Raw genomic sequence first — 14,118 nt, 5'->3', positions numbered from 1 at the left:
AACCCGCGATTTCAACCATGACCCTGACCGTCCTGGGCATCGAAAGCAGCTGCGACGACACCGCCGCCGCCGTCGTGACGGCCGAGCGGCGCATCCTGTCCTCGGTCGTGTCAGGGCAGACGGCGCTGCATGCCGCCTTTGGCGGGGTCGTCCCCGAAATTGCCGCCCGCGCCCATGCCGAGCGTCTGGACCTGTGCGTCGAGGCCGCGCTGGCGCAGGCCGGCCTGCGGCTGGGCGCGCTGGATGCGATCGCGGTGACGGCCGGGCCGGGGCTGATCGGCGGGGTCATGGCGGGGGTGATGCTGGCCAAGGGGCTTGCCGCCGGGTCCGGCCTGCCGCTGGTCGGGGTCAACCACCTGGCCGGGCACGCGCTGACCCCGCGCCTGACGGACGGCATCGGCTTTCCCTATCTGATGCTGCTTGTGTCTGGCGGGCACTGCCAATTCCTGCGGGTGGCGGGGCCTGAGGATTTCGCCCGTCTCGGCGGGACCATCGACGACGCACCGGGCGAGGCCTTCGACAAGGTCGCCAAGCTGCTGGGCCTGTCCCAGCCCGGCGGCCCGGCGGTCGAGGCCGAGGCGGCATCAGGCGATCCCCGCGCTATCGGGCTGCCGCGCCCGCTGCTTGACAGGCCGGGCTGCGATCTGAGCTTTTCGGGGCTGAAAACCGCGGTGCTGCGCGCCCGTGACGAGGCGATCGCGCGCGATGGCGGCCTGCGCCGCGCGGTCCGGGCCGACATCTGCGCCGCCTTTCAGGCCGCGGTGGCCGAGGTGCTGGCCGAAAAGACCCGCCGCGCGCTGGCGCTGGCCGAGGTGCCGGTGCTTGCGGTGGCGGGGGGCGTGGCGGCCAACGGGGCGATCCGGGCGGCGCTGGAAACAGTTGCGGCCGATACGGGCGTGCGGTTCCTCGCCCCGCCACTGGCGCTGTGCACCGACAATGCCGCGATGATCGCCTGGGCCGGGATCGAGCGGTTCAGCCTGGGCCGCCGCGACGGCATGGATCTGGCGGCCCGCCCCCGCTGGCCGCTCGACACGGCCGCAGCGCCCATGCTGGGCGCAGGCAAGCGCGGCGCCAAGGCATGAGTGTCGCAGTCCTCGGCGCGGGGGCCTTCGGCACCGCCCTTGCCGTGGCCCTGTCGGTGCGCGGGCCGGTGACGCTGTGGGGCCGCCGGATCGGCTGGCGCGAGGAAAACCCGCTGCTGCCGGGCGTCATGCTGCCCGGACAGGTGCGCGTCACCCAAGGCATGCCCGACGGCGCGCAGACGCTGTTGCTCGCCGTTCCCGCACAGGCGCTGGGGCGGTTTCTTGACGATCACGCCCGCGCCCTGAACGGCCGCACCCTGGTCAGCTGCGCCAAGGGCATCGACCTGGCATCCGGACGCTCGCCCGCGGGGCTGCTGGCGGCGGCCTGTCCCGCATCCACCGTCGCGGTGCTGACCGGTCCCAGCTTTGCCGCCGACATCGCGCGCGGCCTGCCCACCGCCCTGACGCTGGCCTGCGCCGACGCGGCGACGGGACATGCGTTGCAGCACCAGCTGTCCACGCCCGCCCTGCGGCTTTACCGCACCGCCGACGTGACCGGGGCCGAACTGGGCGGCGCGCTCAAGAACGTCATCGCAATCGCGGCGGGCGCGGCGATCGGCGCGGGGCTGGGCGACAGCGCGCGCGCCGCGATCATCGGCCGCGGCTTTGCCGAGATGACGCGCTTTGCCGCCCTGCACGGGGCCTTGCCGGACACGCTGGCCGGGCTGTCGGGCCTGGGCGACCTGATCCTGACCGCGACCTCCGAAGGCTCGCGCAACTTCCGCTTCGGCCTGGCGCTGGGCCGCGGCGCGCCCTTCGATCCTGCGGTGACGGTCGAGGGCGCGGCGACCGCGCGGGCGGTGGCGCGCATCGCCGCGGCACGGGCGGTCGAGATGCCGATCTCGACCCTGATCGCAGGGCTTGCCGAGGGCCGCATCGACGTTAAACAGGCGATGGACCTGTTGATGGCCCGCCCCCTGAAAGAGGAATGACCCTTGCCGCTGTTCGCTGTCATCTGCCGGGACAGGCCCGGCGCGCTGCAGACCCGCATCGACACGCGCGCCGCGCATCTGGGCTGGCTGCAGGAAAAGGGCCTCGTGCGCATGGCCGGCCCCCTGATTGAGGGGGGCGAGATGCGCGGCTCGCTGATCGTGATCGAGGCGGACGGCCTTGAGGGCGCGCAGCAATGGGCCGCGGGCGATCCCTACCGGGCTGCGGGCCTTTTCGCCTCGGTCGAGGTGATCGAATGGCGCAAGGTCATCTGATGGCGCGCTGGCTGTTCAAGTCCGAACCGGACGCGTTTTCCTGGGACGATCTGCTCGCCCGGGGCGAGGCGGGCGAGGAATGGAACGGCGTGCGCTCGGTTCAGGCGCGCAACATCATGCGGCAGATGAAGATCGGCGATCAGGGCTTCTTCTATCACTCGAATATCGGGAAGGAGGCGGTCGGCATCGTCGAGGTGATCGCCGAGGCCCATCCCGACAGCACCGCCGACGATCCCCGCTGGGAATGCGTGGACCTGCGCGCGGTCAGACCGCTGGAGCGGCCCGTGACCTTGTCCGAGATCAAGGCCGACCCGCGGTTTTCGGACATGGTGCTTGTGCGCAATTCGCGCCTGTCGGTCCAGCCGGTGACCGATGCCGAATGGGACGCGATCCTGGAACGCGCCGCCACACCTGCCGCAAAGGACTGAACTTCATGGAGCTGCTGATCGTCATCGCCGCCGCGATCCTGGCCTGGGTCGCCGGGGCGATCTGGTACCGGCTGACGGACCGCATCTATGGCGAATCCTCGGCCCTGCAGGTGCGCAATACCGGCCACCCTCTGTCACGCTCGGTCACGCCCTATCTGCTGGCGGGGGTGGCGCTGGTTGCGGTGGCGGCGATGATGCGGGTGCTGTTCCTGCGCGCCGGGATCGACGGGATCATGGCGGGGCTTGGCTGGGGCCTTGGCATCGGGGCCGCGGTCGTGGCGCCCTGGTTCGTGATCGCCAACACCTATTCCCCCCGGCCGATGATCATGACGCTGGTGGACATGGGCCATGCGATGATGACCTGCGCCCTGATCGGCGTCGTCATGGGCGCCATCTGAGCCCTGCCGCCCGCGCCAGGGTGACGGGGGCGGCGCGGCCCTCGCTTGCCGGCCTGCCGCCAAGGGCCTAATCCATGCCGGCCTCGCGCCAAGACCTGTTCCCAGCACAATCCAGCAGAATCGAGACCCCAATGGCCCGCAGCCCCAAGGTGATCGCGGATCGTCCGACAACCCGCCGTATCGGCGCGCTCCGGGCGCTTTGGCCCTTTGTGCGGCCCTATCGCCTGCTGCTGGCGGGGGCGCTGGCGGCGCTGCTGGTGACGGCGGGGATCAGCCTCGTGCTGCCCGTGGCGGTGCGGCGGATCGTGGACGGCTTCGATCTGGGGGCGCGGCTGCTGGATCAGTATTTCGTCGCCGCGCTGGGAATTGCGGCGCTGCTCGCGATGGGCACGGCGCTGCGCTATGCGCTGGTCACGCGGCTGGGCGAACGGGTCGTCGCCGATATCCGGCGGGCGGTCTTCGGCCGGGTCATCGGCCTGTCCCCTACCTTCTACGAACGGGTGATGACGGGCGAGATCATCAGCCGCATCACCACCGACACGACGCTGATCCTGTCGGTGATCGGCTCGACGGTGTCGCTGGCGCTGCGGCAGATGCTGGTGGCGGCGGGGGGCATGGCGATGCTGCTGCTGACCTCGGCCAAGCTGACGGGGTTGATGCTGCTGATCGTGCCGGTGGTGCTGGTGCCGATCATCGGCCTTGGCCGCCGCCTGCGCGGTCTGTCGCGCGAAAACCAGGACTGGATCGCCGCCTCGGCGGGCAGCGCCTCGGAAAGCCTGCTGGCGGCCCAGACGGTGCAGGCCTTCACGGCCGAGGATGCGATGCGCGCCGCCTTTGCCGAGGTGACCGAACGGTCCTTTGCGTCGGCGGCCCGGCGCATCCGCGTGCGCGCCGTGATGACGGCGGCGGTGATCCTGCTGATCTTCTCGGGCGTCATCGGCGTGCTGTGGATCGGCGCCCGCGACGTGCGCGCCGGCGCGATGAGCGTGGGCGAACTGGTGCAGTTCGTCATCTATTCGATCATGGTCGCCGGTTCCGTCGGCGCCCTGTCCGAGATATGGGGCGAGCTGCAGCGCGCCGCCGGCGCGACCGAGCGCCTGGGCGAGCTGCTTGCGACAGAGGACGCACTGGCCGATCCGCCCGCGCCCCTGCCGCTGCCCCGCCCGGTGCGCGGGCAGATCGACCTGGCGGACGTGACCTTCCGCTATCCCTCGCGCCCCGATGCGGCGGCGCTGGACGATGTGACCCTGGCGATCCGTCCGGGCGAGACGGTGGCGCTGGTCGGCCCGTCGGGGGCGGGCAAGACAACCATCGTGCAGATGATCCTGCGGTTCTGGGATCCGGCCTCGGGCAGCGTCTCGATCGATGGCATCGACCTGTGGCGCATGGCGCGGGCCGATTTCCGCCGCGCCATCGCCCTGGTCCCGCAGGACCCCGTGATCTTCGCCGCCACGGCGCGCGAGAATATCCGCTTTGGCAACCCAGACGCCACCGATGCCCAGGTCGAGGCCGCAGCGCGCGCCGCGAATGCGCATGATTTCCTTGCCGCCCTGCCGGGCGGCTATGATGCGCCGCTGGGCGAACGCGGCGTGATGCTGTCTGGCGGGCAAAGGCAGCGCATCGCCATCGCCCGCGCGATGCTGCGCGACGCCCCCATCCTGCTGCTGGACGAGGCGACGAGCGCCCTCGACGCCCAGTCCGAGCGGCTGGTTCAGGATGCCATCGACGCCCTCGCCCAAGGGCGCACCACGATCATCATCGCCCATCGCCTGGCAACGGTGAAAAAGGCAGGGCGCATCATCGTGATGGATGGCGGGCGCATCGTTCAGCAGGGCACCCATGACGAGCTGGTGGCCGAAGGCGGCCTTTATGCCCGGCTGGCGCGGTTGCAGTTCACCGACGGCGCGGCCTGACGGGGTTCTTCTGCACGGAAATATCCTGCGGGGGTGCGGGGGTGCAAAACCCCCGCTGCGGCGCGCGGCCTAGATCGCCGGATAGAAATGGCCCGCGGGGGACAGGGTAAAGATCTCGCATCCATCCGCAGTGACGCCCACGGCATGCTCGAACTGGGCCGACAGCGACTTGTCGCGGGTGACGGCGGTCCAGTCATCGGCCAGCACATGCGTTTCCGCGCGGCCAAGGTTCAGCATCGGCTCGATGGTGAAGAACATGCCTTCCTCCAGCATCGGTCCCTTGCCGGCCTTGCCATAATGCAGCACGTTCGGCGGGGCATGGAACACCCGCCCGATCCCGTGCCCGCAGAAATCGCGCACGACCGACATGCCGTGCGATTCGGCATGGGCCTGGATCACGGCGCCGATATCGCCGAAGGTATTGCCCGGACGCACCGCCTCGATGCCCTTCATCAGCGAATCATGGGTCACCTGGATCAGCCGGCGGGCGCGGGCGGAGGGCTCGCCCGCGACATACATGCGCGAGCTGTCGCCGAACCAGCCGTCAAGGATCACCGTCACGTCGATGTTGAGGATGTCTCCGGGCAGCAGGGCATCGCTGTCGCGCCGCTTTTCCAGATCGCGCGAGATCGTCTCGTCCCGGCCCTTGGGGATGGCCTGGCCGGGAATGCCATGGCAGACGACATGGTTCACACTGATGCAGCTGGCATGCTGGTATCCGCGATAGCCGATGGTCGCGCTGGTGGCGCCCAGGGCATGGACGCGGCCGCGGATGAAATCGTCCAGCGCCCCGGTGGTCACGCCCGGCTGCACCAGCGGGCCGACCTCATCGAGGATCTGCGCCACCGCCGCCCCTGCCGCGCGCATTCCCGCGAAATCGCCGGTCGCATGGATGCGGATGCCTTCGCGGGTGGTGCGCGGGTGGTTCATGGCGTCGTCCTTTCCCCTCATATCGGGCAGATAGACCCGGCGCAGCCCTTGTTCCAGCCCCGCGCGCGCGCATTATGGCCCGCAAAGAAAAAGGTATCCGATGCAATCCGACAATCCGACCGCCGCGATCCTGCTGATCGGGGACGAGATCCTTTCGGGCCGCACCCGCGACCTGAACGCCCATCACCTTGCCGGCATCCTGAACGGCATCGGCATCGACCTGCGGGAAATCCGCGTCGTCGCCGATGACCACGGCGCGATCGTCGCGGCGCTGTCGGCGCTTGACAAGGCGATCGGCGGAGCCTGGGACATGGTGTTCACCTCGGGCGGGATCGGGCCGACCCATGACGACATCACCGCCGATGCGGTGGCCGATGCCTATGGCACGTCGATCGAGATCAACCCCGAGGCCCGGCGCATGATGGAAGAACGCTGGAGCCGCCTTGGCACCGAGATCACCCCTTCGCGCCTGCGCATGGCGCGCATCCCCGTCGGCGCGACGCTGATCGAGAATGCCGAATCGGCCGCGCCCGGCTTTTCCATCGGCGGCGCGCATGTGATGGCCGGGGTGCCCTCGGTGTTCCGCAGCATGGTCGAGGCGCTGATCCCGCGCCTGAACCCCGGCCGGCCCCCGGTCAGCCTGACGATAAGGGTGGACCGCCCCGAATCGGAAATCGCCGAAGGGCTGCGTGCCGTCGCGGCCGATTTTCCCGACCTGTCGCTGGGCAGCTATCCCTTCCGCGAGGATGGAGGCTTCGGGACCAACCTGGTGCTGCGCGGCCTGGACGAGGCGCGGGTTGAACAGGCGGCCGCCGCGTTGCGGAACCGGCTTTCGCTGTGATCGCGCCGGCCATCGCCGCCGCGTGGCAGGCCACATGGCCCGCGGCGGACCATGCGCAGATCGGCGGGTTCCGCGTCGGACGCGGCATGGGCGGGGGCGGCCGCGTCAGCGCGGCCCGCGCCATCGGGCCATGGGACGCGGCCGATATTCCGGCGGTTGAAGGCCAGCACGCCGCATGGGACCAGCCGCCCCTCTTTTCCGTCGATGATGCCGACAGCGCGCTGGCGGCGGCGTTGCAGGCCCAGGGTTATCAGGCGAGCGATCCGACGCTGATCCTGCACTGCCCGGTCGAACGCCTGGCAGGCGGGGCGATTCCGCCAGTGACGGCAATCGAGGCATGGCCGCCCCTTGCCATTCAGCGGGTGCTATGGGCCGAGGCGGGCATCGGGCCGGCCCGGCAGGCGGTGATGGAAAGGGCCTACGCGCCCAAGGCGGCGATCCTGGGCCGGATCGAGGACCGCGCCGCGGGGGCCGCCTTTGCCGCGGTGCATGGGCCGGTTGCCATGCTGCACGCGCTGGCGGTGCTGCCGCGCTGGCGGCGCAAGGGGCTGGGCGCCTGGATGATGCGCCGCGCCGCCCGCTTTGCCGCGCGCCATGATGCCGCCGTGCTGGTTCTCGCCGTGAGCGAGGCGAACGGCGCCGCGCGGGCGCTTTACGATGCGGCCGGATTCGAGCGGCTGGCGCGCTATCACTATTGGCGCAAGGGCTGAGGGCGGGGCAGGGCTGCCTGCCCCTGCACGGGCGACCGCCGCGCAGCCATCCCAAGGGGCGCAGACCTGCGCGGCCCCCGCATCGCCCGCCTTGCGGAACGATGCCGCACCCCAAGGGCGCCAGGCGGAGCACAGATCGCAGGCGCATGGCCGCGCGCGGCGGTGTCAGGGCAGTGCAGGGCAGGGCAGGGCAGTGCAGGGCAGTGCAGGGCAGGACAGGGCGGGCAGCATGACGCCTGCTTGCGCGCTGCGGCCGCTGCGCCGCTCAGCCGGTCGCCAGCCGCCGGAACTCGCGCTTGATGAGGTCGATCTCGGCGCGCAGCAGGTCGATCTCGGCACGCAGATCCTCTTGCAGCGCCTCGCCCGCCAGCAGCGGCAGCTTGGCCAGCCGCACCGCGCCGGGCCGCGGCGCCTCAGTCCCGTCGCCATCATCGGCGATCAGCATGTAGGTCTGCGCCCCATCCGACAGCGTATCGGCTGGCAGCACCGCGCGCACGCGCCACAGCTCAGGCCCCTGGGGGCTGATCTCGACGGGGGCGACGGTGCGCCCGTGCAGCGTCAGCACGATCCGCGTGGGCGGCGTCTCGCCCCGCAGGCTGCCTTCCCAGACGCCGCCCTTCAGCCCCAGTGAGGTGAATGTCTCGCTCATCGCCCCGTCCCCTTACACGTCCGCGCGCAGATGACGCGACAGGAACAGGTCGCGGATGCGCACCGCGTTCATCTGCGGCGCCTCGAAGATGATGTCGAGCCACAGCTTGTGCAGCCGCTTCTCGTTCATCTCGATATAGTAGAGATCGAACTCGATCGTCTTTGTTTCCGCCAGCAGGCCCGGTGTCAGATCGCCCAGATGGCGCAGCAGCTCGTCGGTGTTCGGGCCATGGCCGACATTCAGCCGGCCATAGATGCTGATCGGCCGCTCGACGCTGACCGTCATGTCCAGCCGGATGATGTGCGAGCGGCCAAGCCCCTGCAGCGCGCTGTCAGGCATGTCCACGGCGACGGACAGATAGCTGCCCGAGAAACCCAGGGTTTCCAGCTGCAACCCGAAGGGGGCCAGGTCCGAGGCGCTGCGGTTGGCGACCTGCCGCAGGATCAGGGCGCGGGCCGGGCAATCATGCCAGACGGCCGCTTCCTCGCCCAGCCGCGTCTGGGATGCGGGGGCGGCGATGCCGCTGGGCGAGATGGGGGCGCACAGGAAGGACGGCCTCCACCGCCAGTCGGTCCCATGGGGCAGGTTCAACAGGTCCGCCGCCCGCTGCGCGCTGTCCAGCCGCAGCTGCGCGCGCGTCAGAAAGCGGTCCGAGGCGCGGCGCACCTGCTGGGCCTCGTCCTGCAGCACGCGCAAGCGGCGCAGGGGCATCCGTCCTGCCTCGCCCTCCAGCCGCAGCCATTCCTCAAGCGCATGGCGGCGCCACCTGTTCCTGATCCAGCGGCGGGGTCGGATCGCCATGTCACGCCTTTCCTTTGGCCCGGGGTCACTGGTCCATGTAGATGTGGGTTTCGGCCTTGGCGCCGGGATGGGTGACCGCCCCATAGCGGGCAACGCCCACCAGCCGCGCATATTTCCACAAGGCGCCCGAGGCATAGTCGGTCGGGCGCGGCCCCGCCCAGGCGGCCTTGCGGGCGGCCAGTTCATCCTCGCTGACATCGACCGATATGGTGCCGTTCACCGCATCCAGGGTGATGATGTCACCATCGCGCACCAGCGCGATCGGCCCCCCATGGGCGGCCTCGGGTCCGACATGGCCGACGCAGAAGCCGCGCGTGGCGCCCGAAAAGCGCCCGTCGGTGATCAACGCGACCTTCTTGCCCATGCCCTGTCCCGACAGGGCAGCGGTGGTGGCCAGCATCTCGCGCATGCCCGGCCCGCCGGCGGGGCCTTCGTTGCGGATCACGATGACCTCGCCTTCCTTGTAGCTGCGGGCCTGCACGGCGGCAAAGGCGTCCTCCTCGCATTCAAAGACGCGGGCGGGGCCGGTGAACACCTGTTCGGCCGCGCTCATCCCGGCGACCTTCACGATCGCCCCGTCGGGGGCAAGGTTGCCTTTCAGGCCGACAACGCCGCCGGTCGGGGTCAGCGGCGTTGCGACCGGATGAATGACGCGGCCGTCCGGCTCGCCGCGGATCTGGTCCAGTTCCTCGCCCAGGGTGCGGCCCGATGCGGTCATGCAGTCTAGATGCAGCAGCCCGGCCTTGGCCAGTTCCTTCATCACCACCGGGATGCCGCCGACCTCGTACAGGTCTTTCGCGACATATTCCCCGCCCGGGCGCAGGTTCACGAAATAGGGGGTGTCCTTGAAGATGTCGCAGACGTCGAACAGGTCGAAATCGATCCCCGCCTCATGCGCCATCGCGGGCAGATGCAGCCCGCCATTGGTCGACCCGCCCGTGCAGGCGACGACGCGGGCGGCGTTTTCCAGCGACTTGCGGGTGACGATGTCGCGGGCGCGGATGTTCTTTTCGATCAGGTTCATCACCGCGAAACCCGAGGCGTCGCAGAACTGGTCGCGCGATTCATAGGGCGCCGGCGCGCCCGAGCTGTTCAGCAGCGCCAGCCCGATCGCCTCGGACACGCAGGCCATGGTGTTGGCGGTGTACTGCGCCCCGCAGGCGCCCGAGGACGGGCAGGCCACCCGCTCCATCATGTCCAGTTCGGCATCGGAAATCAGCCCGGCGGCGTGCTTGCCGGCCGCCTCGAACATGTCCTGCACGGTGATGTCGCGGCCCTGATAGCGGCCAGGCAGGATCGAGCCGCCATAGATGAACACCGACGGCACGTTCAGGCGGATCATCGCCATCATCATGCCGGGCAGCGACTTGTCACAGCCCGCCAGCCCCACCAGCGCGTCATAGCAATGCCCGCGCATGGTCAGCTCGACCGTGTCCGCGATCGCGTCGCGCGACGCCAGCGACGAGCGCATCCCCTCGTGCCCCATGGCGATGCCGTCGGTGACGGTGATGGTGGTGAACTCGCGCGGCGTGCCGCCGCCGCGCTTGACGCCCATCTTGACGACCTGAGCCTGCCGGTTCAGCGCGATATTGCAGGGGGCGGCCTCGTTCCAGCAGGTGGCCACGCCCACCAGCGGCTGGTGGATCTCCTCCTCGGTCACGCCCATCGCATAGAGATAGCTGCGATGCGCGGCACGGGCCGGCCCCTCGGTCACATGGCGGCTGGGCAGTTTCGACTTGTCGAAGCGCGTGTTCTGCATGGCTGTCCCCTTTGGCTGCCTTGGGCATAATCCGCGTGCCGTGGGGCGGCAAGAGCAAGGCTCGGCCCAGCGGATTTAAGGATTTCTCAACCGCCGTCCGCTAGCTTGGCCGGGCCAGGCCTGCCCCTTCGCCCGGTGACGATCGGGCGCGCCGCACCATGCAAGCCCGATTACAGGAATGAGGACGGCCCATGAGAAAAACGGTTTCCAGGCGAGCGGTCATGCCGGCTTGCGCGGGGCTGCTGGCGGCGGCGATGCTGGCGGCTTGCGCCGGCCCCGCCCCGGCGCCGCCGCCTGCCGCCGGGGGAAAGGCGCCGCTCGGCCTGCCGCGCGGCTATGTCCGCACGGATGGGCATGGAGATCTGCTGATCGCATCCGCAGGGCAGGCAGCCTGCCCGCGCACCGCGCCCGCCGAGGCTGCGGCCGCCGCCGCGGCGGCGAACGCGGCGCGGCGCGACAGGGGGCAGCCGCCGGTGGCCACCCACCCCACGCTGCAGCGCGTCGCCGAACAGCAGGCCTGCGAAATGGCCCGCCGCGGCACCATGACCCATGTCAGCCAAAGCGGCGGCCGCCCCGGACCGCGTCTCAAGGCTGCGGGATACCGCCCGGCCGTCACGACCGAAAACATCGCGGCCGGGCGCATGGACATAGGGCGGGTGCTGGCGGAATGGGGCAGCTCGCCCCTGCATCTGGTCAACATCGTGCGGCCCGGCCTCAGGCATATGGGCATCGGCCATGCCTCGGGCGCGGATGGCAAGACGACCTATTGGACGACGATCTATGCCCAGCCGCGCTGAGGGCGCAAAGGCGGGCCTGGCGGGCAGGGGCGGCCCGCCCGCCCATGGGGCCGATGGCGCCGCCAGATCGGCCTGACATCCATCCAGCCGCCCCGTCCGGCCCGCCGGGCCGGATGCCCGGCCGGCCGCGGGGCCGCGGCCTTTCCTGCGGCGGGGCGCCTGCCGGTGCCGGCAGGGCAGCAGCGGCCATGGGCCGAGGAACACGGCCGGGCCGGCCGGCGGGGCGGGTGCGGGGCCGCCCCCCTGTCGGCACGGCGATTGCATTCGCCGTCTGCGCCGCCTATCTGACCGGCGGATTGCCGATCGCGAGGCTTGCCCGATGAACTGGATCACGAACTATGTGCGCCCGCGCATCAATTCGCTGTTCTCGCGCCGCGAGGTGCCCGAGAACCTGTGGACCAAGTGCTCGGAATGCGGGACGATGCTGTTCCACCGCGAACTGGCCGACAACCTGAATGTCTGCACCAACTGCGATCACCACCTGCCCATCACGCCCCGCGCCCGCTTCACCGCGCTGTTCGACGGGGGCGTGTTCTCGGAGGTCAAGGTGCCCGAGCCGCTTGCCGATCCCTTGGGCTTTCGCGACCAGAAGAAATATCCCGACCGGCTGAAGGCCGCGCAGAAGGCCACGGGCGAGAAGGAGGCGATGCTGGTCGCCGAGGGCGAGATGGGGCGCACCCCGATCGTCGCGGCGGCGCAGGATTTCAGCTTCATGGGCGGCTCGATGGGGATGTATGTCGGCAACGCCATCCTGGCCGCCGCGCAGCGCGCCGTGGCCCTCAAACGCCCCTTGGTGCTGTTCTCGGCCGCGGGCGGCGCGCGGATGCAGGAAGGCATCCTGTCGCTGATGCAGATGCCGCGCACCACGGTCGCCGTGCAGATGCTGAAAGAGGCGGGGCTGCCCTATGTCGTCGTGCTGACCCATCCGACAACCGGCGGCGTCACCGCCAGCTATGCGATGCTGGGCGATGTGCAGATCGCCGAGCCGAACGCCCTGATCTGCTTTGCCGGCCCGCGGGTGATCGAACAGACCATCCGCGAAAAGCTGCCCGAGGGATTCCAGCGCGCCGAATACCTGTTGGAACACGGGATGCTGGACCGCGTCACCCACCGCAAGAAGCTGCGCGAGGAACTCGTGTCGATCCTGCGGATGCTGACGCGCCAGTCCGCGCCCATCGTCGCCGACCTGCCGGCGCCGGGTGTCATCCCCGTCTCGATCCCTGACACCCATCCCGAGGATCAACCCTCGCCCGAGGCCGGCCCGGCGTGAGCGCGGCGACCGACGTGATTCTCGATCGCCTGACGCGGCTGCATCCCAAGGTCATAGACCTCTCGCTCGACCGCCTGTCGGCCCTGTTGGCCGATCTGGGCGATCCGCAGGACCGCATTCCGCCCGTGGTGCATGTGGCGGGCACGAACGGCAAGGGATCAACCCAGGCCTATATCCGCGCCGGGCTGGAATCGGCCGGGCTGCGGGTTCACGCCTATACCTCGCCGCATCTGGCCTATTTCAACGAACGCATCCGGCTGGCGGGCACGCTGATCTCGGACGCCCTGCTGGCGGACATGCTGGCCGAGGTCGAGCGGGTGAATGACGGCCGCCCCATCACCTTCTTCGAGGTGACGACGGCGGCGGCCTTTCTGGCCTTTTCGCGGGTGCCGGCGGATTATACCCTGCTTGAGGTCGGCCTTGGCGGGCGGCTGGATGCCACGAATGTCGTCCGGCGCCCCCGGCTATGCGTCATCACCCCGGTCAGCATCGATCACACCCAGTATCTGGGCGAGACGCTGGCCGAGATCGCCGGTGAAAAGGCGGGCATCCTCAAACGCGGCGTGCCCTGCGTGGTGGCGCGCCAGGACGATGCCGCCCTGGCCGTGATCGAACGGCAGGCACTGCGGCTGGGCTGCCGCCTGTCGGCGGCGGGCCAGCACTGGACCGCCCAGCGCGAGGGTGATTCGCTGGTCTTTCAGGATGAACGGGGCCTGCTCGACCTGCCCCTGCCGGCCCTGCCCGGCCCCCATCAGATCGATAATGCCGCCACCGCGACCGCCTGTCTGCGCGAGCTGGGTTTCGGCAGGGCCGAGGCTGCGGCGGCGCTGACGGGGGTGGATTGGCCCGCACGGATGCAGCGGCTGACCCGCGGCCCGCTGGTCGAGGCCGCGGGGGCCTGCGAGCTGTGGCTCGACGGGGGCCACAATCCCGCGGGCGGGCAGGCGGTGGCGGCGACGCTCGCCGCGATGCCGCCCAAGCCGACCCATCTGGTCTGCGGGATGCTGAACACCAAGGATGTGGCGGGTTACATGCGCCCCCTTGCCGCGGTCGCCGCGAGCCTGACGGCCGTGGCGATTCCGGGCGAGGCGAACACCCTGCCGGCCGAGGCGACGGCCGAGGCAGCCGCGCAGGCCGCGATCCCGGCGCAGATCGCACCCGATACCGCCGCCGCCATCGCCCGGCTGGCCGCCGATCATCCCGGATCGCGGCTGCTGATCTGCGGCTCGCTTTACCTCGCGGGCCGTGTTCTGCGCGAAAACGGCTGACGCGCCCGCCCTGGCGCCGCGGATGCGGCCGCCAGGCGCGCCTCTGCCAATGCCGCGGGGGCAGGGC

General features: G+C 70.3%; 15 protein-coding genes. 11 read left to right on the top strand and 4 right to left on the bottom strand.

Annotated elements, in window-relative coordinates:
• The first annotated feature begins 17 nt into the window (after nucleotides 1-17).
• From tsaD to B0A89_RS03150, 6 genes are all read left to right on the top strand, one after another.
• The gene (tsaD, locus tag B0A89_RS03175) at nucleotides 18-1,082 is read left to right on the top strand and encodes a tRNA (adenosine(37)-N6)-threonylcarbamoyltransferase complex transferase subunit TsaD (protein ID WP_085376892.1); all 1,065 of its coding nucleotides are present in this window, start codon (nucleotides 18-20) and stop codon (nucleotides 1,080-1,082) included.
• Complete coding sequence (locus B0A89_RS03170; RefSeq protein ID WP_085376891.1) at nucleotides 1,079-2,014, top strand: NAD(P)H-dependent glycerol-3-phosphate dehydrogenase; 936 nt, start codon at nucleotides 1,079-1,081, stop codon at nucleotides 2,012-2,014. The genes tsaD and B0A89_RS03170 overlap by 4 nt, the downstream gene beginning before the upstream one ends.
• 3 nt (nucleotides 2,015-2,017) lie before the next feature.
• Entirely contained in the window at nucleotides 2,018-2,287 is a 270-nt protein-coding gene (locus tag B0A89_RS03165) for a YciI family protein (protein WP_085376890.1), read from the top strand.
• A complete protein-coding gene (locus tag B0A89_RS03160) occupies nucleotides 2,287-2,715 on the top strand; it encodes an EVE domain-containing protein (RefSeq protein WP_085376889.1) in 429 nt (142 codons plus the stop codon). Before B0A89_RS03165 ends, B0A89_RS03160 begins: the two co-directional genes overlap by 1 nt.
• A 5-nt stretch (nucleotides 2,716-2,720) precedes the next feature.
• Entirely contained in the window at nucleotides 2,721-3,113 is a 393-nt protein-coding gene (locus B0A89_RS03155) for a DUF1761 domain-containing protein (protein WP_169712125.1), read from the top strand.
• 131 nt (nucleotides 3,114-3,244) lie between these two features.
• A complete protein-coding gene (locus B0A89_RS03150) occupies nucleotides 3,245-5,026 on the top strand; it encodes an ABC transporter transmembrane domain-containing protein (protein WP_085376887.1) in 1,782 nt (593 codons plus the stop codon).
• A gap of 69 nt (nucleotides 5,027-5,095) precedes the next feature.
• On the opposite strand, the gene map is transcribed toward B0A89_RS03150, so the two are convergent.
• The gene (gene map / locus B0A89_RS03145; protein WP_085376886.1) at nucleotides 5,096-5,956 is read right to left on the bottom strand and encodes a type I methionyl aminopeptidase; all 861 of its coding nucleotides are present in this window, start codon (nucleotides 5,954-5,956) and stop codon (nucleotides 5,096-5,098) included.
• A gap of 100 nt (nucleotides 5,957-6,056) precedes the next feature.
• Here map and B0A89_RS03140 point away from each other — a divergent pair, with 100 nt between their 5' ends.
• Together B0A89_RS03140 and B0A89_RS03135 are read left to right on the top strand one after the other, a co-directional pair.
• Nucleotides 6,057-6,797: a competence/damage-inducible protein A gene (locus tag B0A89_RS03140; protein ID WP_085376885.1), complete on the top strand. Its 741-nt coding sequence runs from the start codon at nucleotides 6,057-6,059 to the stop codon at nucleotides 6,795-6,797.
• A complete protein-coding gene (locus B0A89_RS03135; RefSeq protein ID WP_240558614.1) occupies nucleotides 6,794-7,507 on the top strand; it encodes a GNAT family N-acetyltransferase in 714 nt (237 codons plus the stop codon). The genes B0A89_RS03140 and B0A89_RS03135 overlap by 4 nt, the downstream gene beginning before the upstream one ends.
• A gap of 265 nt (nucleotides 7,508-7,772) precedes the next feature.
• On the opposite strand, the gene B0A89_RS03130 is transcribed toward B0A89_RS03135, so the two are convergent.
• Genes B0A89_RS03130 through ilvD form a run of 3 tightly spaced genes read right to left on the bottom strand, consistent with a single transcriptional unit; the run spans nucleotide 7,773 to nucleotide 10,716 of the window.
• Nucleotides 7,773-8,156, bottom strand: a complete 384-nt coding sequence (locus B0A89_RS03130; RefSeq protein ID WP_085376884.1) for a hypothetical protein — start codon at nucleotides 8,154-8,156, stop codon at nucleotides 7,773-7,775.
• 12 nt (nucleotides 8,157-8,168) lie between these two features.
• Nucleotides 8,169-8,957, bottom strand: coding sequence for a DUF6478 family protein (locus B0A89_RS14520; protein ID WP_157115222.1), 789 nt, complete (start codon nucleotides 8,955-8,957; stop codon nucleotides 8,169-8,171).
• Between the two features lie 25 nt (nucleotides 8,958-8,982).
• A complete protein-coding gene (gene ilvD, locus B0A89_RS03115; protein ID WP_085376881.1) occupies nucleotides 8,983-10,716 on the bottom strand; it encodes a dihydroxy-acid dehydratase in 1,734 nt (577 codons plus the stop codon).
• Between the two features lie 191 nt (nucleotides 10,717-10,907).
• On the opposite strand from ilvD, the gene B0A89_RS03110 reads away from it, so the two are divergent.
• From B0A89_RS03110 to B0A89_RS03100, 3 genes are all read left to right on the top strand, one after another.
• The gene (locus B0A89_RS03110) at nucleotides 10,908-11,513 is read left to right on the top strand and encodes a CAP domain-containing protein (RefSeq protein ID WP_085376880.1); all 606 of its coding nucleotides are present in this window, start codon (nucleotides 10,908-10,910) and stop codon (nucleotides 11,511-11,513) included.
• Nucleotides 11,514-11,832: 319 nt separating this feature from the next.
• Nucleotides 11,833-12,783 carry an acetyl-CoA carboxylase, carboxyltransferase subunit beta gene (accD, locus tag B0A89_RS03105; protein ID WP_085376879.1) on the top strand — a complete coding sequence of 317 codons (951 nt, stop codon included), beginning with the start codon at nucleotides 11,833-11,835 and terminating at the stop codon, nucleotides 12,781-12,783.
• Nucleotides 12,780-14,051: a bifunctional folylpolyglutamate synthase/dihydrofolate synthase gene (locus B0A89_RS03100; protein WP_085376878.1), complete on the top strand. Its 1,272-nt coding sequence runs from the start codon at nucleotides 12,780-12,782 to the stop codon at nucleotides 14,049-14,051. Before accD ends, B0A89_RS03100 begins: the two co-directional genes overlap by 4 nt.
• Nucleotides 14,052-14,118 lie beyond the last annotated feature (67 nt).

The sequence above is a fragment of the Paracoccus contaminans genome (genome assembly GCF_002105555.1).
Lineage (GTDB): Bacteria > Pseudomonadota > Alphaproteobacteria > Rhodobacterales > Rhodobacteraceae > Paracoccus > Paracoccus contaminans.
This window is presented reverse-complemented; position numbering and strand designations above follow the sequence as displayed.

Excerpts from the sequence above, each read along its gene's own strand:
- B0A89_RS03110 (WP_085376880.1), top strand. The coding sequence starts at position 10,908 with ATGAGAAAAACGGTTTCCAGGCGAGCGGTCATGCCGGCTTGCGCGGGG.
- accD (WP_085376879.1), top strand. The coding sequence starts at position 11,833 with ATGAACTGGATCACGAACTATGTGCGCCCGCGCATCAATTCGCTGTTC.
- B0A89_RS14520 (WP_157115222.1), bottom strand. The coding sequence starts at position 8,957 with ATGGCGATCCGACCCCGCCGCTGGATCAGGAACAGGTGGCGCCGCCAT.
- B0A89_RS03160 (WP_085376889.1), top strand. The coding sequence starts at position 2,287 with ATGGCGCGCTGGCTGTTCAAGTCCGAACCGGACGCGTTTTCCTGGGAC.
- map (WP_085376886.1), bottom strand. The coding sequence starts at position 5,956 with ATGAACCACCCGCGCACCACCCGCGAAGGCATCCGCATCCATGCGACC.
- B0A89_RS03155 (WP_169712125.1), top strand. The coding sequence starts at position 2,721 with ATGGAGCTGCTGATCGTCATCGCCGCCGCGATCCTGGCCTGGGTCGCC.
- B0A89_RS03130 (WP_085376884.1), bottom strand. The coding sequence starts at position 8,156 with ATGAGCGAGACATTCACCTCACTGGGGCTGAAGGGCGGCGTCTGGGAA.
- tsaD (WP_085376892.1), top strand. The coding sequence starts at position 18 with ATGACCCTGACCGTCCTGGGCATCGAAAGCAGCTGCGACGACACCGCC.
- B0A89_RS03140 (WP_085376885.1), top strand. The coding sequence starts at position 6,057 with ATGCAATCCGACAATCCGACCGCCGCGATCCTGCTGATCGGGGACGAG.
- B0A89_RS03170 (WP_085376891.1), top strand. The coding sequence starts at position 1,079 with ATGAGTGTCGCAGTCCTCGGCGCGGGGGCCTTCGGCACCGCCCTTGCC.
- B0A89_RS03150 (WP_085376887.1), top strand. The coding sequence starts at position 3,245 with ATGGCCCGCAGCCCCAAGGTGATCGCGGATCGTCCGACAACCCGCCGT.
- ilvD (WP_085376881.1), bottom strand. The coding sequence starts at position 10,716 with ATGCAGAACACGCGCTTCGACAAGTCGAAACTGCCCAGCCGCCATGTG.